At 62.1% G+C, this 26872-nt stretch carries 25 protein-coding genes; 11 read left to right on the forward strand and 14 right to left on the reverse strand.

The window, feature by feature from the left end; all coding sequences use genetic code 11:
- The first annotated feature begins 64 nt into the window (after positions 1 to 64).
- Positions 65 to 646 (forward strand): TIGR00730 family Rossman fold protein, encoded by a 582-nt coding sequence (locus EV286_RS17750; protein WP_132958462.1) that lies wholly within the window; start codon positions 65 to 67, stop codon positions 644 to 646.
- Positions 647 to 859: 213 nt separating this feature from the next.
- Here the strand turns inward: EV286_RS17750 and EV286_RS17755 are convergent, their stop codons facing one another.
- Complete coding sequence (locus EV286_RS17755; RefSeq protein WP_132958463.1) at positions 860 to 1414, reverse strand: DUF1269 domain-containing protein; 555 nt, start codon at positions 1412 to 1414, stop codon at positions 860 to 862.
- 251 nt (positions 1415 to 1665) lie between these two features.
- Positions 1666 to 2586, reverse strand: coding sequence for a LysR family transcriptional regulator (locus EV286_RS17760; protein ID WP_132958464.1), 921 nt, complete (start codon positions 2584 to 2586; stop codon positions 1666 to 1668).
- Between the two features lie 269 nt (positions 2587 to 2855).
- Here EV286_RS17760 and EV286_RS17765 point away from each other — a divergent pair, with 269 nt between their 5' ends.
- The 4 genes from EV286_RS17765 (at position 2856) to EV286_RS17775 (ending at position 6835) form a co-directional block, all read left to right on the forward strand.
- Positions 2856 to 4406 carry an MFS transporter gene (locus tag EV286_RS17765; RefSeq protein WP_132958465.1) on the forward strand — a complete coding sequence of 517 codons (1551 nt, stop codon included), beginning with the start codon at positions 2856 to 2858 and terminating at the stop codon, positions 4404 to 4406.
- 355 nt (positions 4407 to 4761) lie between these two features.
- The gene (locus EV286_RS32865) at positions 4762 to 5571 is read left to right on the forward strand and encodes an epoxide hydrolase (RefSeq protein ID WP_348633556.1); all 810 of its coding nucleotides are present in this window, start codon (positions 4762 to 4764) and stop codon (positions 5569 to 5571) included.
- Positions 5568 to 6038 (forward strand): hypothetical protein, encoded by a 471-nt coding sequence (locus tag EV286_RS32870; protein WP_348633557.1) that lies wholly within the window; start codon positions 5568 to 5570, stop codon positions 6036 to 6038. Before EV286_RS32865 ends, EV286_RS32870 begins: the two co-directional genes overlap by 4 nt.
- A gap of 149 nt (positions 6039 to 6187) precedes the next feature.
- A complete protein-coding gene (locus tag EV286_RS17775; protein WP_132958466.1) occupies positions 6188 to 6835 on the forward strand; it encodes a glutathione S-transferase C-terminal domain-containing protein in 648 nt (215 codons plus the stop codon).
- A gap of 49 nt (positions 6836 to 6884) precedes the next feature.
- On the opposite strand, the gene EV286_RS17780 is transcribed toward EV286_RS17775, so the two are convergent.
- From EV286_RS17780 to EV286_RS17815, 10 genes are all read right to left on the reverse strand, one after another.
- The gene (locus tag EV286_RS17780) at positions 6885 to 8267 is read right to left on the reverse strand and encodes an FAD/NAD(P)-binding protein (protein WP_132958538.1); all 1383 of its coding nucleotides are present in this window, start codon (positions 8265 to 8267) and stop codon (positions 6885 to 6887) included.
- 228 nt (positions 8268 to 8495) lie between these two features.
- The gene (locus EV286_RS31995) at positions 8496 to 8639 is read right to left on the reverse strand and encodes a hypothetical protein (protein ID WP_165932875.1); all 144 of its coding nucleotides are present in this window, start codon (positions 8637 to 8639) and stop codon (positions 8496 to 8498) included.
- A gap of 12 nt (positions 8640 to 8651) precedes the next feature.
- A complete protein-coding gene (locus tag EV286_RS32000; RefSeq protein WP_165932876.1) occupies positions 8652 to 8816 on the reverse strand; it encodes a hypothetical protein in 165 nt (54 codons plus the stop codon).
- A 105-nt stretch (positions 8817 to 8921) separates the two neighbouring features.
- A complete protein-coding gene (msuE, locus tag EV286_RS17785; RefSeq protein WP_132958467.1) occupies positions 8922 to 9482 on the reverse strand; it encodes an FMN reductase in 561 nt (186 codons plus the stop codon).
- A gap of 184 nt (positions 9483 to 9666) precedes the next feature.
- A complete protein-coding gene (locus tag EV286_RS17790) occupies positions 9667 to 11034 on the reverse strand; it encodes an LLM class flavin-dependent oxidoreductase (protein WP_132958468.1) in 1368 nt (455 codons plus the stop codon).
- Between the two features lie 24 nt (positions 11035 to 11058).
- The gene (locus EV286_RS17795) at positions 11059 to 12297 is read right to left on the reverse strand and encodes an SfnB family sulfur acquisition oxidoreductase (protein WP_132958469.1); all 1239 of its coding nucleotides are present in this window, start codon (positions 12295 to 12297) and stop codon (positions 11059 to 11061) included.
- Positions 12298 to 12304: 7 nt separating this feature from the next.
- Entirely contained in the window at positions 12305 to 13546 is a 1242-nt protein-coding gene (locus EV286_RS17800) for an SfnB family sulfur acquisition oxidoreductase (RefSeq protein ID WP_132958470.1), read from the reverse strand.
- Positions 13547 to 13559: 13 nt separating this feature from the next.
- On the reverse strand, positions 13560 to 14213 hold the full coding sequence (locus tag EV286_RS17805; RefSeq protein ID WP_132958471.1) for a methionine ABC transporter permease: 654 nt from the start codon (positions 14211 to 14213) through the stop codon (positions 13560 to 13562).
- The gene (locus tag EV286_RS17810) at positions 14194 to 15342 is read right to left on the reverse strand and encodes an ATP-binding cassette domain-containing protein (protein WP_132958472.1); all 1149 of its coding nucleotides are present in this window, start codon (positions 15340 to 15342) and stop codon (positions 14194 to 14196) included. The genes EV286_RS17805 and EV286_RS17810 overlap by 20 nt, the downstream gene beginning before the upstream one ends.
- Positions 15342 to 16145 (reverse strand): MetQ/NlpA family ABC transporter substrate-binding protein, encoded by an 804-nt coding sequence (locus tag EV286_RS17815; protein WP_132958473.1) that lies wholly within the window; start codon positions 16143 to 16145, stop codon positions 15342 to 15344. Before EV286_RS17815 ends, EV286_RS17810 begins: the two co-directional genes overlap by 1 nt.
- A gap of 344 nt (positions 16146 to 16489) precedes the next feature.
- Between EV286_RS17815 and EV286_RS17820 the strand changes: the two genes are divergently transcribed.
- Positions 16490 to 17707 (forward strand): SfnB family sulfur acquisition oxidoreductase, encoded by a 1218-nt coding sequence (locus EV286_RS17820; RefSeq protein WP_132958474.1) that lies wholly within the window; start codon positions 16490 to 16492, stop codon positions 17705 to 17707.
- Between the two features lie 314 nt (positions 17708 to 18021).
- Here the strand turns inward: EV286_RS17820 and EV286_RS17825 are convergent, their stop codons facing one another.
- Together EV286_RS17825 and EV286_RS17830 are read right to left on the reverse strand one after the other, a co-directional pair.
- Entirely contained in the window at positions 18022 to 19230 is a 1209-nt protein-coding gene (locus tag EV286_RS17825; RefSeq protein ID WP_132958475.1) for an acyl-CoA dehydrogenase family protein, read from the reverse strand.
- Between the two features lie 76 nt (positions 19231 to 19306).
- A complete protein-coding gene (locus EV286_RS17830) occupies positions 19307 to 20350 on the reverse strand; it encodes a substrate-binding domain-containing protein (protein ID WP_132958476.1) in 1044 nt (347 codons plus the stop codon).
- A gap of 233 nt (positions 20351 to 20583) precedes the next feature.
- On the opposite strand from EV286_RS17830, the gene EV286_RS17835 reads away from it, so the two are divergent.
- From EV286_RS17835 to EV286_RS17855, 5 genes are all read left to right on the forward strand, one after another.
- A complete protein-coding gene (locus EV286_RS17835; protein ID WP_132958477.1) occupies positions 20584 to 22065 on the forward strand; it encodes a sugar ABC transporter ATP-binding protein in 1482 nt (493 codons plus the stop codon).
- Positions 22062 to 23120, forward strand: a complete 1059-nt coding sequence (locus tag EV286_RS17840) for an ABC transporter permease (RefSeq protein ID WP_132958478.1) — start codon at positions 22062 to 22064, stop codon at positions 23118 to 23120. Before EV286_RS17835 ends, EV286_RS17840 begins: the two co-directional genes overlap by 4 nt.
- Before the next feature lie 119 nt (positions 23121 to 23239).
- Positions 23240 to 24250, forward strand: coding sequence for a substrate-binding domain-containing protein (locus EV286_RS17845; RefSeq protein ID WP_132958479.1), 1011 nt, complete (start codon positions 23240 to 23242; stop codon positions 24248 to 24250).
- Between the two features lie 60 nt (positions 24251 to 24310).
- Positions 24311 to 25861: a sugar ABC transporter ATP-binding protein gene (locus EV286_RS17850; protein WP_132958480.1), complete on the forward strand. Its 1551-nt coding sequence runs from the start codon at positions 24311 to 24313 to the stop codon at positions 25859 to 25861.
- Positions 25851 to 26870: an ABC transporter permease gene (locus tag EV286_RS17855; RefSeq protein ID WP_132958481.1), complete on the forward strand. Its 1020-nt coding sequence runs from the start codon at positions 25851 to 25853 to the stop codon at positions 26868 to 26870. The genes EV286_RS17850 and EV286_RS17855 overlap by 11 nt, the downstream gene beginning before the upstream one ends.
- Positions 26871 to 26872: the final 2 nt, after the last annotated feature.

Here is a 26872-nt window from a genome sequence, read left to right on the forward strand (position 1 = left end):
GAACGCTGCCGACTGGTAATGCGCTGAGAAATCGAATGTCCGCGGAAAAAGAGAAAGCTGCCAGATGACGATACGTTCAATCAAGACCATCGCAGTGTTCTGCGGATCGAACTTCGGCGCATCAGAGGAGTTCGCTGATGGAGCCAGGTCGCTCGGCCGGGCGTTGGGCGAAGCGGAAATAACGCTCGTCTATGGCGGCACGACAAAGGGCCTGATGGGCGTCGTCGCCGATGCCGTTCTTGAATCGGGCGGCAAGGCCCATGGCGTCATTACCGAAAGTCTCCATCGGCGCGGCCAGTCGCACGCGGGCCTGACCATGCATGAAATCGCACCAACCCTGCGCAGCCGGAAGGAGCGAATGGCAGAACTTGCCGATGCCTTCATCGCCCTTCCGGGCGGGATCGGAACCATCGAGGAGCTTATGGAAGTCTGGACCATGAACCAGCTGTCGGAGATCGACAAGCCGGTCGGTCTGTTGAACTCCGCCGGCTTTTTCACGGCATTTCTGGAGTTCATCGATCATATGGTCACCACAAAGTTCCTGCCGGCGGCGCATCGGCACTCGATCTCGGTGAATAGCGACGCGAGCGCCTTGATCGACCAGCTTCGCCGCTATGAACGCGTTGACGTTCCCAAATGGCTGTAGCGGTGAAATCTCGCAGCACGCGATAGATGATGCCACGACCGGAATCTGATCGAGCGCTCGAAAGGCCCGTTTCCTCGCCGTAGGGCCGTCCTTCGCGCTCGAAGGTTGGCACGGCATGCGGGCGCCGCGCCAACTTTCTGGAGTTCAAAACTATCGGCTAGAACCCGCACGGCACCACTGGAGCCGGAAGGCCAGCCGCGCTACGGGTGTCGATCAGGCCGTTGCCGCGGCCGGGCTTTCCGTGCCACTCGAAGAAACTGCCTCGGCAGCCAGCGCATGCCGCAACCGTTGCTCCTGTTCAGGGGAGAGCGAGGTGCGCAGCACGCTGGCGTGCTCGCCCTTGAAATCCTCCAGCACCTTCTCGGGTTGTATCTTGCGAATGAGAAGAAACAGCGCGGAACTGTTCACGGGGATCGTCTCCGCAAGCTTTTCGATGAGATTGTCGTCGATGCCGTAGTCGGACATGGAGCCGGCAAGTGCGCCTGATCCTGCGCCAATAGCCCCGCCGAGCACCATGCCTGCCAGCGGATTGAGAAACAGGAAGCCCACCAGCGTTCCCCACAAGGCACCCGACAGTCCGCCGCTTGCGGCCCCGGCCGCCGCAAGGTTTACGCTCTGCTTGAGGCGAACCTTGCCAGAACTGTCCCGGACAGCGACAACTGCATCTTCAAGATCTACGAGATATTCCTTCTCCAGTTGGACGAGACGATTGAGAATGGCGTCCGCCTTGTCGGGAGCGTCGAAACCAAGCACCACGAATTCTGACATTGGGATTTCTCCGGATTGGATTGGGCTCGACCGGAGATAGCTTCCAAGTCGCTTTTGTCCATAGCCGATGAATTGATCCTTACGACGATTTCAGCGCAAGGCGCTGCCGAGGAAGAAGGTCGCCGCGTCTCCGATTCCGGATGCATTACGTGCGCTTGTTTCTCCAAGCAGGCCGCGTCTGTCCGCCTGCTGCAGCGGCGACGCCGTCATCGTGCACATGGTTCTGCAGAACGCTGCCGAGCATTCCCAGGTCAAGGGCTTTGCTCCTGAAGCGGGGCCTTCAGCACATCTGCGATATGATCGAGGACGACTCGTGTTTTTGGTGGCATCCGGCGCCCGAGGGGGATCAGCGCGTGCACCGGCGGACCGTCGACGTCCACCTCCGGCAGTACCTTCACCAGTTCACCGGACAGGACATTCGGATGGGCCACGCGGTCGAAGATCTGGGCGATGCCGAGACCGTTCTTCGCTGCGTCGATCATCGACCGCCCATCGGACACGACGATGCTCGCATTCGGCGAGACCTCCGAAGTATGCGGCCCCTCGAAGATCGTCCATGGCCGAAGCCGGCCCGATCCGGCCCGGAAAATAATGGCCTCCTGCACAAGAAGATCCCGAATGGATGCAATCGGCTCGCGCGCAGCAAGGTAGGCGGGAGAAGCGTAAAGGCCGAGCCGCAAATCGCAGAGCTTGCGCACCGTGATCTCGCCCTCCGACGGCAGCGAGCCGATACGCACCACGATGTCCCATCCCTCGCCGACGGCATCCGACTGGCGGTCGGTCAAGGACAACTCGATGGTGACGAGCGGATATTTCCCACGGATCTCAGACAGGGTCGGAATGAAGAGCCCGCCTAGTCCGACCGGCGCATCGATGCGGACGCGGCCCGCCGGCTGCTCCCTTCGTGCCGCGAGCGCGATCTCCGCCTCGCTCAGCCCCTCCAGGGCGACACGCGCCGCCTCCAGATAGGTTTCCCCGTCCTCCGTCAGCCGGACCGCACGGGTCGTGCGTTGGAAGAGTTTGGTCCCAAGCCGCTGCTCCAGCCGTTGAACCGCTTTGCCGACATTCGATTTGCCGGTCTCAAGCTGCTCGGCAGCGCGCGTGAAGCTCGCATGCTGCGCCACCGCGACGAAGGTGGCGATGTCATGGATCGGCGGTGAAGTCAGCGCCATTGTCGCTCCTTGATCTACAAGCACCCACGATCACGTCGATAGCACGGCGCCTCGGAGGCTGAAAGGAGCTGAGACGCACGACAATGGGCCAGCAGCAATGGCTCTTTGTCGTATCGAGGTGGCTCCATACAAACCTCGGCCAGCAATATTTGTCGCCCAATGGGATACAGACAATCGCGTGTTGTGGCGTTTATCGCCGCAAGGCGAAATCACACCTTGTCATGCGAAGCGGTCGGTCGGACCGCAGAACCATCTAAGAGGTTTTCATCATGACAAGAAAATCCGGCATCCCTGCCAGTCAGGGGCAAATCTCCGTACTGCTGGCCGTTTGCCTGGCAGCGCTTGTGCTGCCGCTCAGTTTCTCCGGCGCTGCCATGGCGACCCATGCAATCGGCCAGGAACTCGGTGGCAGTACCGCAGCCAGGAACTGGATCACCAATTCCTTCATGCTGACCTTCGGCAGCTTCCTGATGACTGCGGGTGCGCTCTCCGATGTCTTCGGCCGCAAGCGCATCTTCCTTTCGGGCGTCACGCTCTTCGCCCTCGCTTCATTCGCCCTGAGTGTTGCCCCCTCGCTGGAAATCCTCAATGCCCTGCGCGCGGTCCAGGGACTTGCCGCTGCGGCCGCGCTTGCCGGTGGATCGGCGGCGCTCGCCCAGGAATTTGAGGGCCATGCCCGCACCCGCGCCTTCAGCATGATCGGCACCACCTTCGGCCTCGGCCTTGCCTTCGGCCCGATCCTCTCGGGCTTCCTCATCGAAAGCCTCGGCTGGCGGTCGATCTTTCTTTCCGGCACGCTGATTGGCGCTCTATCGCTGCTGATTGCCATCCCGCGCATGAGGGAATCGAAGAATCCCGATGCAGCCGGCTTCGACTGGTACGGCGCAGCGACATTCACCGCGATGCTTTCGTTGCTGACCTTCGCCCTGATCGAAGGCCCCGCAAATGACTGGACGAGCCTCTATGTCCTGGCGCTCCTTGTCGGCGCCGCCGCATCGCTTGCGGCTTTCGTCCTGCTGGAGAACCGTGTGCGGCAGCCACTGCTCGATCTCTCGCTCTTCCGCTATGCCCGTTTCGTCGGCGTACAGGTCCTGCCGATCGCCACGACCTATTCCTATGTCGTGCTTTTGATCCTGCTGCCGCTGCGCTTCGTCGGTATCGAGGGCTATAGCGAGATCGAAGCTGGCCTGCTGATGCTCGCCCTCTCGGCCCCGATGCTCGTCGTGCCGCTGCTTGCTGCAACGCTTGCCCGCCGAATTGCCGCCGGCACGCTTGCAGGCACCGGCCTGCTGATCGCTGCCGCCGGCCTCTTCTATCTGAGCCGCATCGAGATCGGCGCGCATGCTTCAGCGCTCGTCGCGCCGCTCCTGTTAATTGGCATCGGCGCCGGCATGCCCTGGGGTTTGATGGACGGTCTTTCCATCACCGTCGTTCCGAAGGAGCGCGCCGGCATGGCGACCGGCATCTTCAACACGACGAAGGTGGCCGGCGAGGGCATCACGCTCGCCATGGTCAATGCAATCCTTGCTGCTTTCGCCTCGTCAACCCTCCAGCACGCAATGCCGGATGGCCGAACGACCGACGGGATCGGCGAAGCCGCCCGGCATCTTGCGACAGGCGATCTTTCCAGGGCCGCCGACCTGCTGCCGGGAATTGCGCCGAAGATCCTGGCAACGGCCTATGGCATCGCTTTCGACGCGTTGATCTATGTGCTGATCACCATCACGCTCCTCGCTGCCGCGGTCGTCTTTGGACTGCTCGGCAATGCAACGGCAGCGGACGAGGAGCAGGCGGAAACGCTCGGCTCGCCCGCAGAATGATGAAATAGATCGCCCAGACAGCTGATGCACCGCCGGCAGCCAAGGCCGCGAAAGGTTGGGCCGCCCCCAGATCGGATGATCCTCCTCCGGAATCATCATCTGGGAGCGGCCCATCGGGCATCTTCCAATGGCTGGACTGGAAGCCATGATCCACATCCACGCACGGGCGATAAAGTCAGCCAGCACCGACATGCTGTCTCCCCTGCCACAATAATCCATCAAGTACCTTTATCGCTCCGAGGGATACAGAGCGTCGCATTGCCCGGCGTTTATCGCATCAACGTCCTAAGCCACATCTGTCCCAGAGTGCACGGCGGCCAACCGACTGCCGGCTCCGACAACAGAGGATGAAGACATGTTTGGCTTGAATACAGGCTTCGGTTTCAACAGCGAGAGCGATCTGTCGCTTTCCCGCAGACAATTGATGCAGGCCGCAGCGCTGGTCGGCGTGGCGCTCGCACCGCTACCGAGTTTCGGCGCGTCCGCCTCCGACACCGAACTCGTGCCCTTCAAAATCAACGTCCCCCAAGCCGATCTGGACGACCTGAAACTGAGGCTTGCCCGGACCCGCTGGCCGGAGCGCGAAACAGTCTCTGACGCCTCCCAGGGCGCCCAGCTCGACAAGATCAAGGCCTTGGTGGAATACTGGCGTACTGCATACGACTGGCGCCGTCTCGAGGCGCGGCTGAACGGCTATCCGCAGTTCAAGACCGAGATCGACGGCCTCGGCATCCACTTCCTGCACATCCGCTCGAAGCATGAGGACGCCCTGCCGCTGATCATGACACATGGCTGGCCGGGTTCGATCGTCGAATTCCTTGAGGTGATTGAACCGCTCACCGATCCTGCCGCCCATGGCGGCAAGGCCGAGGACGCCTTCCATGTGGTGCTGCCATCGATCCCCGGCCACGGTTTCAGCGACAAGCCGGCCGAAAAGGGCTGGAATCGCACCCGCATCGCCCATGCATGGAACACGTTGATGCACCGCCTCGGCTATGACAGCTATGTCGCCCAGGGCGGCGATTGGGGCAGCGTCATCACCACCGAGATGGGCCTGCTGCGCGTCAACGGCCTAAGGGCCATGCACGTCAACCTGCCCTTCGTCTTCCCGAACCCCTTCCGGCCAATCCGACACCAGAAGAACAGGTCGCGATCGATCAGGTGAAGCGCTTCGGTGGCGAAGGCTCGGCCTATTTCCAGATCCACGCCACGCGGCCGCAAACCATAGGCTATGCGCTCGCCGACTCGCCATCCGGCCAAGCCGCCTGGATCTACGAGAAGTTCGCCTCCTGGAGTGACAGCAACGGCAATCCCGAGAGCGTCCTTACCTACGACCAGATGCTTGACGACATCATGTTCTACTGGATCACCGACAGCGGCGCCTCCTCGGCCCGCATGTATGCCGAGAATGCCGATCTGACCTTCTTCTCGATCCCGGTCGACATTCCGACCGGCGTCTCGGTCTTCCCCGGCGAGATCTTCACGACGCCGAGATCTTGGTCGGAACGCACCTTCAGCAAGCTGGTCTACTGGAACCGGACGGCCAAGGGCGGCCACTTCGCCGCCTTCGAGCAACCGAAGATCTTCACGAACGAAGTGCGGGCTGCGTTTTCGAGCCTTCGACACAGATAGCACCGGCCCGCACACCACGAATGCAATAACGGCTCACGATTGTCTCCCGAGGAGCGACAGAGCATCGCGTCTCGCCGGATTTATCCGAAGAGAGCGACAGAATAGCCTCTCGTCATCGACATCAACTTCCGCAAAAAGGAAACCAGATCATGAAACTCTATATTGCTGACGATACCTGCTCCCGCGCCGTCCAGCTCATTGCCAACGAAATCGGCCTCACCCCGGAGATCGTCCACTATGACGTCTTCGGCAGGAGTGCCTCAAATGGCGATGACTTCGCCAAGGTCAATCCGCTCCTCTATGTCCCGGCGCTGTCGCTGGACAATCAAGAGGGGATATTGGCGGAGACGACCGTCGTCATTTCCTACCTGGCGGACCAGCATCCCGAGGCAGGACTGATCCCGGCTCACGGCACGCTCGAGCGTGCAAAGCTTGACCAACTGCTCGTCTTCATGGCGACGGAAATTGCCCAGAAGCATATTCCGCTCATGCGCAAGCTCCTGACCGTCGAGGGTATCGAGTTCACAACCAACAAGCTGCTCACCGCCTACAAGGTTCTGGACGATCGTCTTGCCGACGGGCGACCCTATCTCCTTGGCGACAAGTTCAGCGTCGCCGACGCCTATGCCTGGGCGACCCTTTGGGTTCGTCGTTCCGGGGTGGACATCGGTCATCTGAAAAATTTCGCGGCCTGGAAGGCTAGGATCGACGCCCGCCCGGCCGCCATAAAGGCGTTGCAGGACGAAGCCGAGATCGTCGCCATCCACAGGGCACAGATCGACGCCCGCGCAGCCTAATTTGCAAATGCGGAGTTGCGACAAATGCGTCGCAACTCCCTCGGCCGGTCTAGAACTGTCTGGCATCCGAAACTGGGGGCGACGCACCTGCCAGGACCTGCGCGACCTGTCTGGCCTGCACACGGATATCGGGTACTGCGGTGATTTCCCAGAATTGTCCAGCCGTCAGCGCTCCCACCGCATGGATCTGCACCCCCTTCTCCTCGCCTGAGCGAGACACGCGGGATTGGCCGTCGACGGCAATACCGAGGCGGAGCGGGTCGGCAGAGATAAGTTTCTGGCGGAGCATCTCTCTCAACAGCGGAGAATGGTCGATGCCGGCCCGCTCCATTCCCGTGCAGTTCACCACCCAATCCGCATCAAGCGACAGAACATCCTTGCGGCCTCTTGCCCTGTATCGGAGCCGCAACCCGTCATTAGTCTCTTCTATTTCCTGCAGGTACCCGGCATGGAGTACGACCTTGCCATCGTGGACAAGGTCTTGGAAACGTTGAAAAACTTCAGGGCCGACACGGTGGCGGTGAATGTTCCACCAAGGCAAGGCATGGCGCAGGAACCGTGCGCGCTCGCTTTTGTCCAGGCGTTGCCACAGAGCCTGGGTTTGCGGACGCAATCCATCCATGACGTCTCGCCAGTCACCCGTCTTCCTGCTCTCGTCCCGCAGTGATCGCAGGAGTTTGCTCATCCGTGTCGGCAAGGCCGCTATATCGATCGATGCAGCATGATGCGGGTTTCGGCTGTGGCCATGCGGCGCCAGACCGCGCCGCGACAGCACGTCCACCTGCCCCTCGAAACCATGAGCGGACAAAGCCAGGACCTGATCGATCATCGTGAGCCCCGACCCAAGAATACACACCCTGTCCTTCGCCCCCACCTTATGGAGCCAGGAGAGGCGCCATGGGTTCTTCACGACTCGCGTACGGGCGGCGGCGGACAGGTGGCCAAGATCGACCGGAAGTTTCGCATTGCCGACCCCGAGACAGAGAACGACGCTGCGCGCCGCGATCTCGTCGCCATTGTCCAGGAAGAACGCCAACGAGCTGCGATATTGCTCCATACAGCCTGTCGCCTTGGCTTTTATGAAATCGACCCTGCAACGCGACTTTCTGTTCCTCAGCAGTGACGCCAGCGTGTCGCGAACATAGAGCCCGTAGTCATTACGGGACGCGAAGTCGCCCGCACTCAGCGAGCGGTCATGCTCGGACAACCACTGGACGAAGGCATCCGGCCGGTCGGGAAACAGGCTCATCCGGGCCGCCGGCACGTTCAAACGATGCAGATAGAGCTCCGTGCGATAGGCAGTGCCGCGACCAAAGCCCGGATCGTCGCCAATGACGGCGATAGCGGATGATGCAGGCAGGAGCTCAATGAGATTGCAGACGGTGGCGATTGCGGAGAAACCGGATCCGACGACAACGACATCGTATATCAATGCGCCCTCCCGGCTGATACCCAGTACGAAACGCGCAGTTGTCGCCACGGTTCAGACGCTTGGCGGTTACCGCGCTTCGCCAGCAGTAAACTACTTGTTCTGCTGAAACGGCAAGGGCTGAGTTGTGTTCTTGCTGGGGACATGATCCTTGCGGGAATTTCGGCGGCGGGCGATCCGGGCAGGCTTTTCAACCCGCCTGCGTCCTATTCGGGCGTGCTTTCAAGGCAGTCAGATCAGTCCGGCCACAAGGGCAAAGAGGAACGCGAAGGACATCGCGGTTGTGGCGATCTGCAGGGCGGCCTCAGCGCGCGAAAACCATCGCGCATCAGCGCGTCGAGATGGCCTCAGGGAAAACTCGGTAACAACGGCCATGGTGCTGCTCCTTCAATACCATGCCCCACCCGCAGCTCTCCAGAAGGAGAGTTCATATTCGCGGGCGGATGGGTCACGCGTCGCGATCGGCGCAATCGCTTGAGGTGAGCGTGACGGACCTATTCTCAACAGGCGATCGAGCCCTGCCTTCACGCTTTGAAGAAAACCGACGTCCATGGGCACCTCCGTAACTGTGAAAGCCTTTGCTGCCAGGCACGTCAGGAAATTCCTCCTGGCGCTGGCAAGACGCTCAACCGGTGGCGTCGCCCCGCCGGAGTTTCCCTATTCGGCCGCGGCCAGCGCCGGGCTGATGCGGGGAAAGAAGGCAGCGAGTTCGCCGACCACGTCCCCGATGCGTTTGGAAAGCTGCTCCGATGAAACGGCGTAGTCCGAGAAATCGCGGTCCGATGCATAGACGGCCGTTGGCAGCGTATGCGCCATGAAGAAGCCGAAGAGCGGACGGAGTTGATGCTCGACCATCAGCGCGTGACGATCGCCGCCGCCCGTCGCGGCGATGATGATCGGCTTGCCGCGCAATTCGTGCGGCTCGACAAGATCGATCAGATGCTTGAACAGGCCGGGATAGGACCCTTTGTAGGTCGGCGAGCCGACAACCAGCGCATCAGCCCTGACGATATCGTCGATCACCTTGGCTGCCTGATCATCGAGGTCCTTGCGCCAAAGGGCGCTCCCAAGCGATGGGCCGACATCGTGCAGATCGTAGGTGGTGGTTGAAAAGCCGTATTGAGCGCTTGCAAGATCGGCAATGTGCCTGACAAGCGCAAGCGTCTTCGACGGCCGGTTGAAGCTGCCCGCAATGCCGACGAGTTTGAAGCCTGCCATCGCATATCCTCTTAATGTTTCGCCTAATATTGTCTATGAAATTACTGGATTAAAGGAACGGGCGTTTCTCATTCGCTCTTAAATAGAAAAACTATCCTTCGTTCGATTGCCGCCGGAAGGGGTTCTACCTGATCGCGCAACCCGCCCGGCAAGGAGGGCGAGAACGGCAGCAGCGCGCGCGGCCTTACGAGCCGCCGCCACGACGGAACCGCGCCTGCACAGCAGGATGCGAGACAGGCAGTCGATCGCCGAGCCCGAACAGCTTTTGCCGCAGCGAACCGGCCTCATAGGCCGTCTTGTATCGCCCTTGTTCCTGCAGGACGGGAACGACGTGGGCGACGAAATCTTCGTAGCTTTCCGGCACGACCGTGCGCGTCAGGTTGAAGCCGTCGATCTCGCCCTCGTCTATCCAGTTGGCAAGCTCGGCCGCAACCATCGATCCGTCGCCTACAATGACGGGATAGCGGCCACCCACGGCCAGCTCGGCCAGGAGCTGGCGCTTCGTCCAGCCGCGCTGCTTGGCAAGCTGGGTAGCGGACTGGATGGCGTTGGACGTGCCATAGGTGATCTGATCGTCGAGCTCGTAGCGAGAAAAGTCGATGCCTGTGCTTGCCGAGAAGTGCGCAAGCCCGGCTTCGGGGCTGGCGTGTTGTAGATACTCGCGGTGCCTGTCTTCGGCGTGCCTAGCCGTCTCGCCGGTAATCACCGTGATGCCGACAAAGATCTTCATGTCCTCCGGCCTTCGCCCGGCCTCCAGCGCCTCCTGCCGCAGCGCGCGAGAAGCGGCTTTGGCGGCCGCCTTGTCGGTGGCCGTGACGAACACGCACTCGGCATGCCGCGCCGCAAATTTCCGGCCCCTGCCTGAAGTACCAGCCTGGTAGAGCACCGGCGTGCGCTGCAGCGAAGGCTCGGCCAGATGATATCCATGCGACCGGTAGAAACGACCTTCATGCGCGATCGGACGCACCTTGGAGGGGTCGGCGAAGACGCGGTTCGCCTTGTCGAGGACGACGGCATCGTCATCCCAGCTTCCCTCCCAGAGCTTGTAAAGCACGTCCATGTATTCGTCGGCGCGATCGTAACGGCTGTCGTGCTCGGCCTGGGCGTCCTGCCCGAGGGCGCGGGCGGCGCTGTCGAGATAGCCGGTGACGATGTTCCAGCCGACCCTGCCATCGGTCAGGTGGTCCAGCGTCGACATACGCCGCGCGAAAAGATAGGGCTCGTCCGAATTCAGGTTGACCGTAATGCCGAAGCCCAGGTTCTTCGTCACCGCCGCCATTGCCGATACGAGAAGCAGCGGGTCGTTGACCGGCAGCTGGATGGATTCCCTCAGCGTCAGCTCCACGGAACCCCGGTAGACGTCGTAGACGCCGATGATATCGGCCAGGAATATCCCGTCGAAGAGGCCCTTCTCCAGCGTCGCGGCAAGCGAGGTCCAGTAGTCGAGGCTCTTGTAGCGATGGGACTGGTCTCGCGGATGCGCCCATAGTCCATGGTTGATATGGCCGACGGAGTTCATGTTGAACGCGTTCAGCAGGATCTGTTTCTTCATTGCCGTCATTGTCCGATTGCCGCGTTAGATCGCGCCATGGCGCGGCGGGAGCTTGCCGTTGAGGTAATAATTCCCGATCGCCTGGTATTTCCAGCGAACCGGATCGTGGAGCGTGTGGGTGCGCACGTTGCGCCAGTATCGGTCGAGATTGTCTTCGCTGAGCGTCGAGGAAGTCCCGGAAAGCTCGAAGAGCTTGTTGGCAGCCAGCAGCCCCGCCTTCGTCGCCAGGATCTTTGCCTCCGCAACGGCAATCGAGGCGCGGGCGACGGAATCCGCGTTCATATCCTCCTGCGCAGCATCGACGGCCGCCGCCGCCCGAACGAGAAGCGCCTCCGCCGCGCGCAGCCTGACCTTCACCTCACCGATATGGTGAAGCGCCAGCGGATCGTCCGCCGCGCGCTCCACCTTGGCGTCGATCCAAGGGCGAGCCCGCTCGCGGATGAACCGCAGCATCTCTTCGTAGGCGCCCTGTCCTATGCCGAGGTCGATCGCTGCATGCATGATCTGCGCATGCGGGCCTATCGTGGTCGGGCGGTCGAAGGACGCCTGGAATGGGACGATCCAGCGCTTCTCGACTGGGACGCGCTCGAACTGCACCGAGCCGCTGCCGGTCACGCGCTGACCGAAGCCGTCCCAATCGTCGATGATCGTCACGCCTGGTGCATTGCGCGGCACGAACACCAGATAGGAGACCTGCCTACCCTGCTCCTCGGCTATCGCCAGCGTCGGTATCCAGTGCGCGTAGATCGCACCCGTGCAATAGAACTTCTGTCCTTCGACATACCAGTCGCCGTCCTCGCTGTAGAGGCGCGTGCGCCGGATGAAGTCGCGCCTTCCGATCTCGGCAAGCGCGTTTCCGAACCGCTCCCCCGCAAGAACGCGATCATAGAAGAAGCGCTTCTGCTCCCAGCTCGCCCCGACGCGGAGCACTTCAAGGGCATAATAGTGGTTCTGCGGGATCTGCGACAACGAACCGTCCGCCACGCCGATGGTCGCGATCACCTTGGCAAGAGTAGCCGTCGAAACACCCGGGCCACCGAACTCCTTCGGCACCGTAATCCCCCACAGACCGCTTGCCGTGAATTCGTCAAGTTCCTTCCATGGAAGCTGTCTTTCGCTATCGCGCTTTGAAGCTCCGGCGGCAAAGCTGTGCGCAAGCCGGGCAGCAACTTCAAGGGCATGGGAATCGCCCTCGATGAGATCGGGCACGCGCGAAGGCGGCGCGGCGGGAGAGACGGGCTCGGTTCGTGCGGAAGACGTCATGTGTTCCTCAATTCCACTGATGGCGGCTGGGCAAGGCACCGTTCAGTTCGTAGTTTCCGATGAGGTGGTACTTCCACCGAACGGGATCGTGCAGCGTATGAACGCGGGCGTTTCGCCAATGACGGTCGAGATTCTGTGCAGCACGCGTCGAAGCGGAGCCGGCAAGATCGAAGAGCTTTTCGGTCGCCTCCAAGGCGATTTCCGTCGTCAGGATCTTTGCCTCTGCGACCGCCACGGACGCCCGTGCACTCGAGGCATCGGTCACCGGCTCTCTTGCGATCGCGTCGATCGTTGCCGCCGCCTCGTGAAGCACGGCCTGGGCGGCGTGGAACTCCGCGTGGAGATGGCCGACTTCATGGATGATCGTCGGATCCTCGGTCGCCGCCTGGAGCCCCGAGTCTACCCAGGGACGAGCCCGCTCGCGGACGAAGGACAACGTGTCTTCTATTGCTGCCGAGGCTATGCCGGAATCGATCGACGCCTGAATCAGCTGCGATATCGGGCCTGCCAGTCCCGGCCGGTTGCCATAGGACCAGACCGGAAAAACGAGATCGGGGTCAACCGGCGCATTGACGAATTCGACCGAGCCGCTTGCCGTCGTGCGTTGCCCGAAGGAGGACCAATCGTCGATCACCCGCACGCCGGGCGCATCGCGGCGAACCCAGACCTGGATCGGCCGGTCCTTCTCGTCGATTGCACGCGTTGGAATCCAATGGGCGAAGATCGCGCTGGTGGAATAGAACCGGCGTCCAGTGAGGCGCAGTCCATCGGGCGCTGCAACCAGGCGCGTCGTGCTAACATTGACTGCCTTCTTTCCCTTTTCTGGACCGGCATTGCCGATCCGGTGTCCATTCAGGATATCGCCATAGATGCGGGCCTTCTGTTCAGGTGAGCCGACATCGCGCAGGAGCGCGAGCACGCCGAACTGGTTCTGTGGAAGCTGGCCCAGCGACGGGTCCGCTGCGCACAATATCTCGAAGGTCTTGGCAAGGGTCGTGAGCGAGACGTCGGCGCCGCCGAATTCGCGTGGAACGGTGATCCCGCCAAGTCCGCTCGCCGTATATTCCTCGATCTCGTCCCAGGGCAGCCGCCTCTCGCGGTCACGGTCGGACGCACCCTCGCGAAAGTGCTCCGCAAGGCGCAAGGCGGTGTCGAGAGCCTCGGAGTCGCTGGTAATGAGGTGGGGCCTGCTTGGAGGAAGCGGCCGGCGCTCCATCGGGCCGTCTGCGACAGCGAAACGATCCGTCATCGATAAGTCTCCTTTATCGTGCCCGCAGGTAGCGGACCGCCGCATCGCCGGCGAATTGCACTGCGCAGACCATGGCGATGAGAACGACGATCACGGCCGCCATCACGGTGGTATCGAAGCGCTGGTAGCCGTAGCGGATCGCCATGTCGCCCAGACCGCCGGCGCCTACGGCACCGGCCATCGCCGAAGCACCGATCATGCTGACGATCGTGATGGTGAAGCCGCCGATGATGCCGGGCAGGGCTTCGGGCAGAAGCACATGCCGGATGATGTGCCAGCGGCGGCAGCCGATTGCCTGCGCGGCCTCGATCAGACCGCTGTCCACCTCGCGCAGGCTGACCTCCGCGATGCGGGCAAAGAAGGGCGTGGCGCTGATCGAAAGCGGAACGACCGCCGCCCAGACGCCGATCGTCGTGCCGGTGATCAGCCTTGTCAGCGGAAGCAGAGCGACCAGCAGGACGATGAAAGGCGTCGCGCGAAAGCCATTGATGATCGCGGCAAGCCCGCGCTGCAGGTTCGGTGCATGGATCAGGCCGCCAGGTGCTGCAAGCACAAGGAAGACGGCGAGCGGAATGCCCGCGAGAAGAGCAATGAGCGCCGAAACGCCCACCATGGCAACCGTGTCCAGGAACGCCTGCCAGAGGCGCTCATACATCATTGCCGACATAGCCGAGTACCTTTACCTGATGTGCCAAGCCGCCGAGGGCTTCCACAAGCGCCGGCTTTGTCGAGCCGGCGACGATGACGAGCCTGCCGTGAACATGGCCCTGGATTCGATCGAGCGCGCTTTGCACGAGGCGGACCTGCGATCCCGCCGCCTTTGCAATTTCCGAGAGATCGGGTTCGAGACCACCTTCGCCGGTATAGGCGAGTTCGAGCACCGTGCCCGTCGTCTCGCGATCCGGTTTCGCCCGCAGCCGCGTCGCCAGATCCTCCGGGATTTCACGGTCGAGAGGCCGCAGAAGCGCCCGCGTTGCCTCGTGCTCCGGGTGGCCGAAGACCTTCCAGACAGGCCCGTGCTCCGCAATCGTGCCATGATCGAGGACGAGCACCTGGTCACAGATTTCCCGGATCACGCTCATCTCATGCGTGATCAAAACGATGGTGAGCTTGAGCCGGCGATTGATGTCCTTCAGCAACTGAAGAATCGAAAGGGTCGTTTCCGGGTCCAGCGCCGAGGTCGCCTCGTCGCAGAGCAGGATTTCGGGCCGATGAACGAGCGCGCGGGCGATCCCCACCCGCTGCTTCTGGCCGCCCGAGAGGCGCGAGGGATAGGTCTTCTCCTTGCCCTCGAGACCAACGAGGGCGAGCGCCTCCGCTACCCTTTGTTCGATCTCGGTACGCGGCAGGCCGGCGACGATCAGCGGCAGCGCCACATTGCCCCAGACGGTCTTGGCCGAAAGAAGGTTGAAGTGCTGGAAGATCATGCCGATCCGCCGCCGCAATAGCACGAGACCGTTCTCGTCAAGCGAGGCGATGTCGGTCCCGTCGATCAGGACGCGACCGGAGGTCGTCCTTTCGAGACGATTGATCGTCCTCAGAAGGCTGGATTTGCCCGCGCCGCTTCGACCGATGATTCCGAAGATCGAGCCGCCGGGAACATCGACGGTTATGCTGCGAAGCGCGTACACGAGACCGGCTGAGGAGGAATATGTCTTCTCCACGCCCTCCAGCACGATCGAGCCGAGCGCCTGCTCGGCCGGATCGCCCGAGGCGGCCTCGGCAGCATTGGAGCCGGATATGGTATCCGGCTCCAATATTTCACGCCTTTCGGCGGTGCGGAGCGCAGTCGCCATCAATGAACCCACGGCAATGTGTAGAGCTTCTGGTCGGAGGCGAAGGCCTTGTTGATGGCCTCCTTCACGGCCGGCGAGTTCTGGTAGAGCGTGACGAGTTCCCTGATGGCCGGGTCGTCCACCTTGTCCGACTTGACCGCGAAGACGATCGCAAACTGCTTGTCATCGACGCCCGAATAGATAAGGCCGGAGCTCGGATCGAAAGCCTTGGAGGCGACGATGAAGTGCGGATAGCCCTGCGCCAAGTCGACGTCACCGGTCACGCGTGCAAGCTGCGGGCCTTCGACTTCGCTGAAGGCCAGGTGCTTGGGATTGTCTGTAATGTCGTCGAGCGTGCCCTTGAAGCCGACACCATCCTTCAGTGTGAGGAGCCCTGCCTTCTGCAGCAGCAGCAGGCCGCGGCCCTGGTTGACCGGGTCGTTGGCGATAGCGACGGTGCCGCCATCCGGAACGTCATCGAATTTCTTGTACTTGAGGGAATAGATGCCGATGTTTGCCAGCACGCCGATCCCGGCGCTCTTGAAGTCATAGCCCCGCTCGGCGATTGCATTGCTCAGGAAAGGCTGGTGCTGGAAATAGTTGACGTCGATGTCACCGGACTGCAGCGCAATGTTCGGCGTCGTCCAGTCGCTGAACTCGACCACCTCGATATCCAGCCCCTTGGCCTTCGCCTCCGGAATGAGCGCCTCGATGGAGTCTGCGTAGACCCCGGGAACGACCCCGACCTTCACCGTTTCAGCGGCGGCGGCATGGGAGAAGACCATGACCGCCGCGGTTGCCAATGCTGCAATGTAGTTTTTCATGTGAGCCCCTTGGTTTCGAAGGCTCAACGATATTAACCTCTATTTTTATAGACAAAGTCGATATTTTCGCTCTTTGGTCCGGAACGAGAAAAGTTTTCCTTATTGGCTGCCGCCGCTTGCCGGCTCCGATCGTGCACCAATCGTCCCAAATCATAGGTAATTGCGCTGCTTGGTGCGATCATAGGACCGGCACCAAGCAGAACAGGTTCTGCCGCAGCCAATATCTAGTAAATCTATCGATAAAGAAACGCCGATCCGAGGCGGCTACCAAAAAGAAAATGTCTTTCCTCGAAGGCCGCCGGTGAATGCTGCATCGTGGCGCCGAATGAAATCGGAGGCAGCCTATGACCGCGCAATTGCACCACCTCACCCTGGATCGCCCCACCGCCACGCGTCTCGAAAACGAGCAGCAGGCCATTGCTGTCGCGCGGGAGCTTGCGGAGCGATTTGGTGCGACAGCATCAAGGCGCGACCACGAGAGGCTGATGCCTTTCGCCGAGCTCGACGCCCTGTCGCAGTCCGGGCTGCTGGCCATCACGGTGCCGGAGGAATATGGCGGACTTGATGTCTCCAATGCGGTCCTCGCCGAGATCACCGCCATCCTTTCCGAAGCCGACGGTTCGATCGGCCAGATCCCACAGAACCACTTCTATATACTGGAAGCGCTTCGCACGGACGGAACGGAGGAGCAGAAGCGCTATTTCTTTGGGCGCGCGCTTGCAGGTGAGCGGTTCGGCAACGCGCTTTCCGAGCGCGGCACGAAAACCGTCGGCCACTACGATACCCGCATCACCCGCGACGGTCCCGGCTACCGCATCAATGGCAGGAAATACTATTCGACGGGCGTGCTGTTTGCCGATTGGATCGCAATTTTCGCTCTCAACGAGGCCGAGCGGCTCGTCATGGCCCTGGTGCCGAGGGGAACGGAAGGCGTGGAAGTCATCGATGACTGGGACGGCTTCGGACAGCGCACGACCGGCAGCGGCACGACCATCCTGAACAATGTCTATGTGAGCGCCGATTCGGTCGTCTCCCACTACAAGGGTTTCGAGCGCCCCTCGACAATCGGTTCGGTCGGCCAGATCATCCACGCGGGCATCGATCTCGGCATCGCCCGTGCGGCTTTTGCCGAGACGCTGGAATTCGTGCGCACCAAGTCGCGTCCGTGGATGGACAGCGGCGTCGAACGCGCCTCCGACGATCCGCTGACGATTGCCAGGATCGGTCAGGTCGCCGTCCGGCTAGAGGCCGCCACCGCGACTGTCGAGTACGCAGGTCGCAAGGTCGACAGGGCACAGATCGAAACGACGGAGGAGAGGATCGTGGAGGCGACGCTTGCCGTCGCGACCGCCAAGGTACTGACGACCGAGATTGCGATCGAAGCCACGAACACGCTCTTCGAACTGGCTGGCACATCTTCTGTCAAGCTTGGCCTCAACCTCGACCGGCACTGGCGCAATGCCCGTACCCATACGCTGCATGACCCGGTGCGCTGGAAATACCATGTCGTCGGCAACTATCACCTGAATGGCATCACGCCACCGAAGAACGGCGCGCTCTGATATCACCCTCCCAAAATGAACAACCCCATTCCCGATGCCGGGAATGGGGCCAGACTGCAGACAAACTTCTTGTGGTTCGGCACACCTTGTTTCTCCGTCATTCCGGCCTTGAGCCGGAATCCAGCCAGCCGCGCGTCTGGGCGGCGAAAGAGTCTTTTGCGATCAAGGACTTGATCGCGCTGGATACCGGCACGAGGCCGGTATGACGGTGGTGGGTATCTAAGCAATCAATCGAGTTGACGGCTTTGTCAGCAGCCTAAGCCCCATTCCCGATGCCGGGAATGGGGTTCTCTCTTATTTGGATTGGGCGGATCTCAGCTATAAAGGCTGACCTCCGGGATCTTGTCGTTAAGCACGAATTCGCCGACTTCCTTGGCCTTGTAGAAGACCGGATCATGCAGCGTGTGGGTGCGCACGTTTCGCCAGAAGCGATCGAAGCGGTATTTTTCGGCCGTTGAGCGCGCGCCGGTCAGTTCGAAGATCCGCGATGTGATGTCGAGCGAGACATTCGTGGCGTGCACCTTGGCGGCATAAGCCTCTGCCGCCGCTTCGCCGCGCTCGCGAGCCGTCACGTGATGGCCCTTGGCAAGGCCTGCCTGAACGGCTGCGGCAGCGCTGTCTGCAAGCGCAGCAGACGCCTTCAGCGTCGCCGTGAACTCGCCGACGCGCTCGAGGATATAGGGATCATCGGCAGCGCGCTGGACGCCGGAAGTCACCCAAGGCCGCGTCGTCGTGCGGACATAATCGACCGCGGCCCCGAGCGCACCCTCGGCCGTGCCGAGGTAGAAGTTGACGAAGACCAGCTGAATAAGCGGCGTGTTGAAAGTCGAAAGCACAGGCGGTGCGGCGTCCGGCGCCGCGGGCGCACCCACAAAATCCTCCTCGTAGACGGGGAAGTCGTGGAACTCGGCACTACCGCTATCCGACAGGCGCTGACCAAAATTGTCCCAGTCATCATTCGCGACATAGCCGGGACGGTTGGTCGGTACGGCAAAACCGACGATCTTGTCGTCGAGGGTCGCGTTGGCGTTGATGTAGTCGGAGACGTGTGCGGCGGTCGAGAAGGACTTGCGTCCGTTGAGCACGTAGCCGTTTCCGCGCCGTGTCAGGACGAGGCCGGGATCACGCGGATTGACGGCTGCACCCCAGTAGAGGTTCCTTGCAACCGTTTCACTTCCAAGAGCGCGAGCGCGCGCTTCCTCCAGCGCCCAGTAGATGTATTGGCTGTTGACGTAATGATAACCGAGGAGCTGGCCTATGGAGCTTTCCCCCCGGGCGAGGATGCGCACCAGCCTCAGGCCATCCACCCAATCGAGCCCGCCGCCACCGATCTCGGGCGCGTGCAACGCATTGAGCAGACCGGCATTCTTCAGTTTGACGATCTCGGCAAGCGGCGGCCGTCCATCGCGGTCAAGTTCTGCGGCGCGCCTTGAAAGGTCCGCCGAGATTTCCTCGGCGCGAGCGAAAAGGTCCTCTCGGGTCGTGTTGCGGTTGGTAGCGAAGACGACGTTGGACTGGCTCATGGTTCGGAACTCCGGTTCATTGAAATGGGACCGGCGGAGGCCGCAAGGCCCCCGCCGAAGGATCGAGGCAGGCCGATCAGAAAAGCTTGTCCGGGATCCAGCTTGCGGTCGCCGCGTCGCTCGTGCTGAAGGCCGGGATTTTCTGCGCCAGTTCCTCGATCGTCTTGACGCCGGCCGCCCTCAGGCTCTCCTGCGTCAACAGCGTCGGCTTGACGACGATCTGCTGTGGCACGTCCTGGCCGGCAACCTGGAGTGCTGCCGCGCGCACGGACACCGCGCCGACAACAGCCGGATTGGTCGCGACAGTCGCCACCCACGGGCTGCCTTCCTCGGTGATTTCCTGAATGTCGGCGGTAGAAACATCAGCCGAATAGATCTTCAGCTTGCCGGCGATGCCGAGGTCGTTTGCGGCGAGCTTCACGCCGCGGGCGAACTCGTCATAGGGCGCAAAGACGACGGTCGTGTCCGGGTTGGCGGTCAGGGCCGCCTTCGCCTGGTCGGCCGTCGAGGTTGCCGTCGTGTCGTTGACGACGCCAAAGCGCGTCTTTTCCACGACACCCGAATTTTCCGACTTGAACTTGTCCCAGACCTCGTTGCGACGATCGAGAGGCGCAAAACCGGCGACGTAGACATAGGCGGCATTGAAACTCTTGCCGTTATCCTTCACCGCCTGATCGAGCGCGAGCTGGGCGAGCTCATGGTCGCTCTGCTCCACCTGGGGAATCTTTGGATTGTTGAGGTTCACGTCGAAGGCGACAACCTTGATGCCCTTGTCCAGCGCCTGCTGGGCCACATCGCCAAGCGATTCCGGCAGGCCGTGGTCGATTACGATGGCGGAGACACCAAGATTGATCGCCTGCAGCACCTGCTCCCGCTGCTCAGCGGCATCCTGGCGACCGGGGAAAACACGCAGGTCGATGTCGAGCGACTTCGCCTGCGCCTCGGCGCCGGCCTGATAGGCCTGGAAGAAGTCACCGGCGGAAATGTAGCTGATCAGCGCTATCTTCACGCCACCCTTGTCGAAGGGAGCGGGCGCACCGGCAATGCCGTCAGCGAAAGACGCCTGGGCGAAAAAGAATGGGATGGCGGCGCTCAAGGCAAGCCGTGCGAAAGATTTCATCGTCGCGTTCCTCTGGTCTTGGCAAGCGTCGTCTGACGGACGGCAGATCCCCGCGACGCATGAAATTATTAGATATAAACTCTATATTTTTAGTAGATTAAATGATCCGATTGTGCGCCCCTTGAGAGATTCTTTGTTCCCGTTGAAAGGCATTGGCGGCAATGGCTTGCCTGGAACTCCGCTGGCCGGACGGGCCAATATGTCGCCCGGAAAGCAGACCCGGACGCCACCAGATGCCACTTCTTCATGTTGAAAATCTCTCCCGCAGCTTCGGCTCGACCCGAGCGCTTGCCGGCACCCATCTGTCGATCGAGCGCGGAGAAATCGTGGCCCTCATGGGCGCGAACGGCGCGGGCAAATCGACGCTGGTGAAGATCCTTTCCGGGGTGCTTGCTGCCGAAGGCGGCACCATAAGCCTGGGTGATCGTCACTTCGCGCCGAGGACACCGTCCGAAGCGGCAAGGGCTGGCATCGCGACGGTCCATCAATCGACCGATATCGTCGGCCCCGCGGGCCTGACGGTGGCGGACGCCCTGCTGCTCCACCGCTTTGCCGAGCGCAGCACGCCTCTTTTCGTCTCGCGCAAGAGCATTCGCCGCGAGGCGAAGGCCATGCTCGACGCCGTCGGCTTTTCGCTGCCGCTCGATCGGGATTTCGGCGATCTATCCGCCGCCGACCGCCAGTTGGTGGCGATCGCCCGGGCGCTGGCGAACAGGGCCGATCTGCTGATACTCGACGAGCCGACGGCCAGTCTTTCAGGCGATGAAAGCCGCCGGCTTTTCGATATCCTCCTGCGCCTGCGCGCGCAGGGCCTTGCGATCCTTTACATATCCCATCGCATGGCGGACCTCGAGGCCATCGCCGATCGGGCGATCGTCATGCGCGGCGGCCGCGTCGTGGGCAGCTTCACGAGGCCGATCGACTTCCCGAGCGCCGTCGAAACCATGATCGGCCGCAGGCTGGATGCCGCGCGACCGGACGCACGACTTGCGACGGGACCGGCGATCTTCGAGATGCGCAATGCGCAGTTGGTGCCGACAAGCGACCCATTTGACCTGGAACTGCGCGAGGGCGAAGTCGTCGCCATCACCGGCGTGCTCGGCGCCGGAAAGAGCCGGCTGCTTTCCACGATCTTTGGCATATCGCGGCTTGCCGGTGGCGAAATGCTGCTCGACGGTCGTCCGCACAGGCCAAAATCGCCGGCCGACGCGATTTCAGCAGGTGTCGCCATGGCTGCGGAAGATCGCCACCGCTCCTCGCTGATGCCGGCCGCCTGGCCGGGGAATTCCCTGGCAGCCACCATCAGCCTTCCGCATCTTGCGAAATGGTATCCGAGCGGTTTCCTATTCGGCGGCCGCGAGCGGAGCGAGGCGGCCCAGGCGATCTCACGCCTCGGGATCAAGGCGGCAGGTCCTCTCGCTTCCGTCTGGACGCTCTCCGGCGGCAACCAGCAGAAGGCCGTAATTGCCCGCTGGGAGGCGGAACCGAGCCGCCTGCTTCTTCTCGACGAGCCGTTCCAGGGCGTCGATGTCGGCGCCCGCCGCGATATCATCGAGGCGATCCGCGCCCGCACGGACCGCGCCACATTGATCGCCACGTCCGATCCGGAAGAGGCCTACGAGGTCGCCGACCGTATCCTCACCATCGATCGACACGCGTTGCGACCGATTGCGATCGACGCAATCTCTCCAGCCATTCAGGGAACATACGCATGACGACGATCGAGGACGAGGTCCTTCAGGAGAAGGTTGCAGCGCAGGCGACCGAACGCATCGGCCGCCTGGGAGGCGCAGCAAGCGCAGTCCTTCGGTCCGGCGCCGTCTTTATCCTGCTCGGCCTGATGCTGGTCGGCTTTGCCATTGCCGAGCCCGCCTTCATCAATCTCGGCAATCTGATGAGCATCCTGCAGGCCGTATCGGTCGTCGCCATCCTTGGCGCAGGCGTCACGGTGACGCTCGCCGTCGGCGGTTTCGATCTCTCGATTGGCGCCGTTGCCGCCTCGAGTGTCATGGCCGCAAGCTATGCGATGATCGTCTGGCATCTCGATGCCTTTGCGACAGTACCGCTGGTTCTGGCCCTCGGCGCTGCCATCGGGCTCATCAACGCCTTCCTGATCGTGCGTCTGCGCGTGCCCGATTTGCTCGCGACACTCGCCATGATGTTCCTGCTTTCGGGCCTCCAGCTCATTCCGACGGCAGGCCGCTCGATTTCCGCCGGCCTCGTCCTGCCGGATGGCTCCAAGGCGACGGGCGCCTATGATCCCGCCTTCCTCCTCATCGGCCGCTACAGCCTCTTCGGCACCCTGCCGGTCTCGGTCGTTCTGATGGCCGTCGTTGCTATCGTTCTTTTCGTCCTGACCGAGCGCACACGCATCGGCCGGTTGCTTTTTGCGACGGGTGGCAACGAGGTCGCCACGCGGCTTGCAGGCGCTTCCACGACGCGTCTTAAGACCCTTGCCTACGTCATATCGGGAGCGCTCGCCTCCCTCGGCGGCATCGTGATCGCAGCCCGGGTCGGCCGCGGTGATGTCTCGTCCGGCGGCTCCCTGTTGATGGATTCGGTCGCCGCCGCGCTGATCGGCTTTGCCGTTCTCAATCTTCGTCGCCCGAACGTGCTGGGCACCGTCGTCGGCGCCGTCTTCGTGGGTGTGCTTCTCAACGGCCTGACCATGCTGAACGCGCCCTACTACACGCAGGACTTCGTCAAGGGTGCCGTTCTGGTCGGAGCGCTGGCCCTCACCTACGGGCTCGGCCGCAACGTCGATCGCTGACGTCCGGCTCCGGCCCTGCGAAATTTTCCTGCCGGGCCGCGCTTTTGGAATAACGTTCCTCCTTAGATATATAAATCTATATAATTTATCGACTACACAAAACGAGAGAGGGCTATTTCATGAGTGAAGGACTTGGATCCGGCTTCGGACGCCGGGAAATCTTGAAGCTCGCGGCGGTCGCCGGAGCAACATTCGCCGGCACCGGTATCTTTGCGGCCGGACAGGCAAGTGCCGCAGACGACGGCCTTTCGCTGAAGGGCAAGCGCGTCGCGATCAGCGCCACCGGCACCGACCACTATTTCGACCTGCAGGTTTACAACGCCCAGATCGAAGAGGTGAAGAGGCTCGGCGGCGAGCCGATTGCCGTCGACGCCGGCCGCAATGACGGAAAGCTGATCGCCCAGCTGCAGACGCTCGTCGCGCAGAAGCCGGATGCCCTGGTGCAGATCCTCGGCACGCTCAGCGTCATCGATCCCTGGCTGAAGAAGGCGCGCGACGCGGGCATTCCCGTCCTGACCGTCGATGTTGGCTCCACCAACTCGATCAACAACACGACCTCCGACAACTGGGGCATAGGCAAGGACCTCGCCCTGCAGCTCGTCTCCGACATCGGTGGAGAAGGCAACATCGTCGTCTTCAACGGTTTCTATGGCGTCACACCCTGCGCCATCCGCTACGACCAGCTCGTCAACGTCACCAAATACTTCCCGAAGGTGAAGATCCTCCAGCCGGAACTGCGCGACGTCATTCCGAACACCGTCCAGGATGCGTTCACGCAGATCACCGCGATCCTCAACAAGTACCCGGAGAAGGGCTCGATCAAGGCCGTCTGGTCGGCCTGGGATATTCCGCAGCTCGGCGCCACCCAGGCGATTGCCGCGGCCGGCCGCAACGAGATCCGCACCTACGGCGTTGACGGCAGCCCGGAAGTTCTCCAGCTCGTTGCCGATCCGAACTCCCCGGCCGGCGCCGATGCGGCGCAGCAGCCGGCCGAGATCGGGCGCGTTGCGGTCCGCAACGTCGCCAGGCTGCTCGCCGGACAGAGCCTGCCGCGCGAAACCTACGTACCGGCACTTCTCGCCAACAAGGAAAACGTTGGCGAGATCATCAAGAAGCTCGGTATCGGCTGAGACCGGACCTGCGATGCGGCACAGGGCCGCATCGCTCCACTTCTCTCCAGGACCAGCAGCATGACAAAACCCGCCTCAGCGCAGACAGCCGACCATGGCGACCATATCATTCGCTTCGACCACATTGTGAAGCGCTTCGGAGGCGCGCAGGCGCTCGCCGGCGTGTGGCTCGCCGTCCGCCGCGGCACGGTGCATGGGCTCGTCGGACAGAACGGAGCCGGCAAATCGACGCTCATCAAGATTCTGGCCGGACTGCACAGACCCGACGAGGGTCTGATAGAGATCGAGAACCAGTCTTACGAACGGCTGACGCCGCATCTCTGCGAAGAACTCGGCATCCATTTCATCCACCAGGACCGACTGCTGGTGCCCACCTTCACGGTCGGCGAAGCGCTGTTTCTCGGGCGGGAAACCCGGTTTGCCGGCACGCCGTTCCTCAATCGCCGCGCCATGCAGAAGCGCGCCGAAGAGATTCTCGCCAACTATTTCGGCGTTGAGCTGCCCAGGGATGCCCTGATCAGCGAACTCTCCGCCGCCGAGCGCCAGATCGTCCAGATCACCCGCGCGCTGCTTCACCGGCCAAAGGTACTGGTCTTCGACGAGCCGACTGCAGCGCTCGTCCGCCGCGAGGCCGAAATACTCTTCCGCCTGATCCGCCGTCTTCGCAGCGAAGGCGTCACGATCATTTACATCTCTCACTATCTCAACGAGATCGAGGAATTGTGCGACCACGTGACGGTGTTGCGCAACGGCACGGATGTCGCGTCCCTTCCGATCGGCGAAACCTCGGCAAAGGCGATCGCCAGCTTGATGATCGAGCGCGACATCGCCGAGATGTTCCCGAAACGCCAAGTGGAGCTGGGCGAGGAGATTCTGAAGGTCCAGGCCCTCTCGACGCCGAACCGCTTCGAAGACATCAGCTTCACGCTGCGGCGCGGAGAGATCCTCGGCATCACCGGATTGCTGGGGTCCGGGGCCAAGGACCTTGTCCGCACGCTCTTCGGATTGGAACAGGCAGCATCCGGCGTCATCGAGATCAAGGGCGAGGCAGCACAGCCGCGCAACCCCGTACAGGCAGTCGACCGACAGCTGGCACTGGTGCCCGAGGATCGGCGCGGCCATGGCGTCGGCCTCGATCTCAGTCTTTCCGAGAACATCACGCTTTCGAGCCTCGCCCGCTACACGCGCTTCGGATTCCTGAAGCGGAAACGCGAGCGCGCCGATACCGACGACCTCATCAGGCGCCTGCAGATCAAGGCGACCGGGCGCGACGCCTTGGTTCGCACGCTCTCCGGCGGCAACCAGCAGAAGGTTGCGATCGCGAAATGGCTGAGCCGCCAGTCGGAAATCTATCTCCTCGACGAGCCGACCGTCGGTGTCGACATCGGCTCCAAGGTCGAGATATACACGCTCATCGGCGAACTCGCCGCCCGCGGCGCCGGCGTCATCTTGCTCTCGTCGGACCTGCCCGAACTTGTCGGAATCACTGACCGGATTCTCGTGTTCTTCCGAGGCCATGTGATCCGCGAGCTCGTCTCCTCGAAGACTACAACCGATGAAGTGCTGGCAGCATCGACCGGCGCTTCGGAAGGATTGCGCCATGTCGGCTGACGTCCATTTTGCCTCCCTCCCCGCCACTTCGACCGGCCACTCGCCCCAGGCAAAGGGCAGGGTCGCGGCTTCGGCCCTCCGGTTCGGCTCGCTGCTCGCCTTCGCGTCGATCCTCGTCCTCTTCTCGCTCACGGCCCCTTATTTCCCGACGATCGGCAATATCGGCAATGTTCTTGGCCAGTCGGCCATTGCCGGCGTCCTGGCAATCGGCCTGACGATCGTGCTGATTGCCGGCGGCTCGAACGTCGTGACCGGCGGCATCGACCTTTCGCTTGCCGCGAACATGGGATTGAGCGCCGCGACCTATGCCACGCTGATTCAACTCGGCTATGGTGATCTTGTCGCGGGAGGCGGCGCGCTACTCGTGGGACTTGCGATCGGCGCCGTCAACGCGGCAGCGGTGGTCCTCGCCGGCATCGTGCCGCTTCTGGCAACGCTTGCCGTCATGAACGTCGTCGCCGGTTTGGAACTGGTGCTCACCCAGAACACCGTCGTTCCCGCCTCGACCGATTTCCTGACGGCGATCTCGGCCTCCGACCGCTTCAGCATCCCTGTCCTCGCCTATGTGCTGATCGGCTTTACCGCTGTCGCGGCGGCAATCGTGCAGCATACCCCGCTGGGGCTGAGGCTTTATGCCGTCGGCGAGTTTCCGGATGCCGCCCGTGCAGCGGGCCTGCCGCTTAAGCGCTTGCTTGCCGGCGCCTTCGTCGCCAGCGGCCTGTGCGGCGGCTTCGCCGGCATTCTCTCAGTTTCCTATCTCAGCGGGAGCACGACCGGTTCCGGCGAAATGCTCCTGCCGGTCGTCGTCACCGCACTGCTCGGCTCGGTGTTCTCGCGCCGCCTCGTGCCGACGATCACCGGAACCCTGGTCTCTGCTCTCTTCGTGGGCTTCCTCATCAACGGTTTCCAGCTTCTGAACCTTCCGAGCACGCTCGTCAGCGGCGTCCAGGGCCTGCTGATCCTGATCGTCGTATCGGCCACGACGTTGTTGCGCAAACGGGAGATCTGACC

It is taken from the genome of Rhizobium sp. BK251, assembly GCF_004345245.1.
Lineage (GTDB): Bacteria > Pseudomonadota > Alphaproteobacteria > Rhizobiales > Rhizobiaceae > Rhizobium.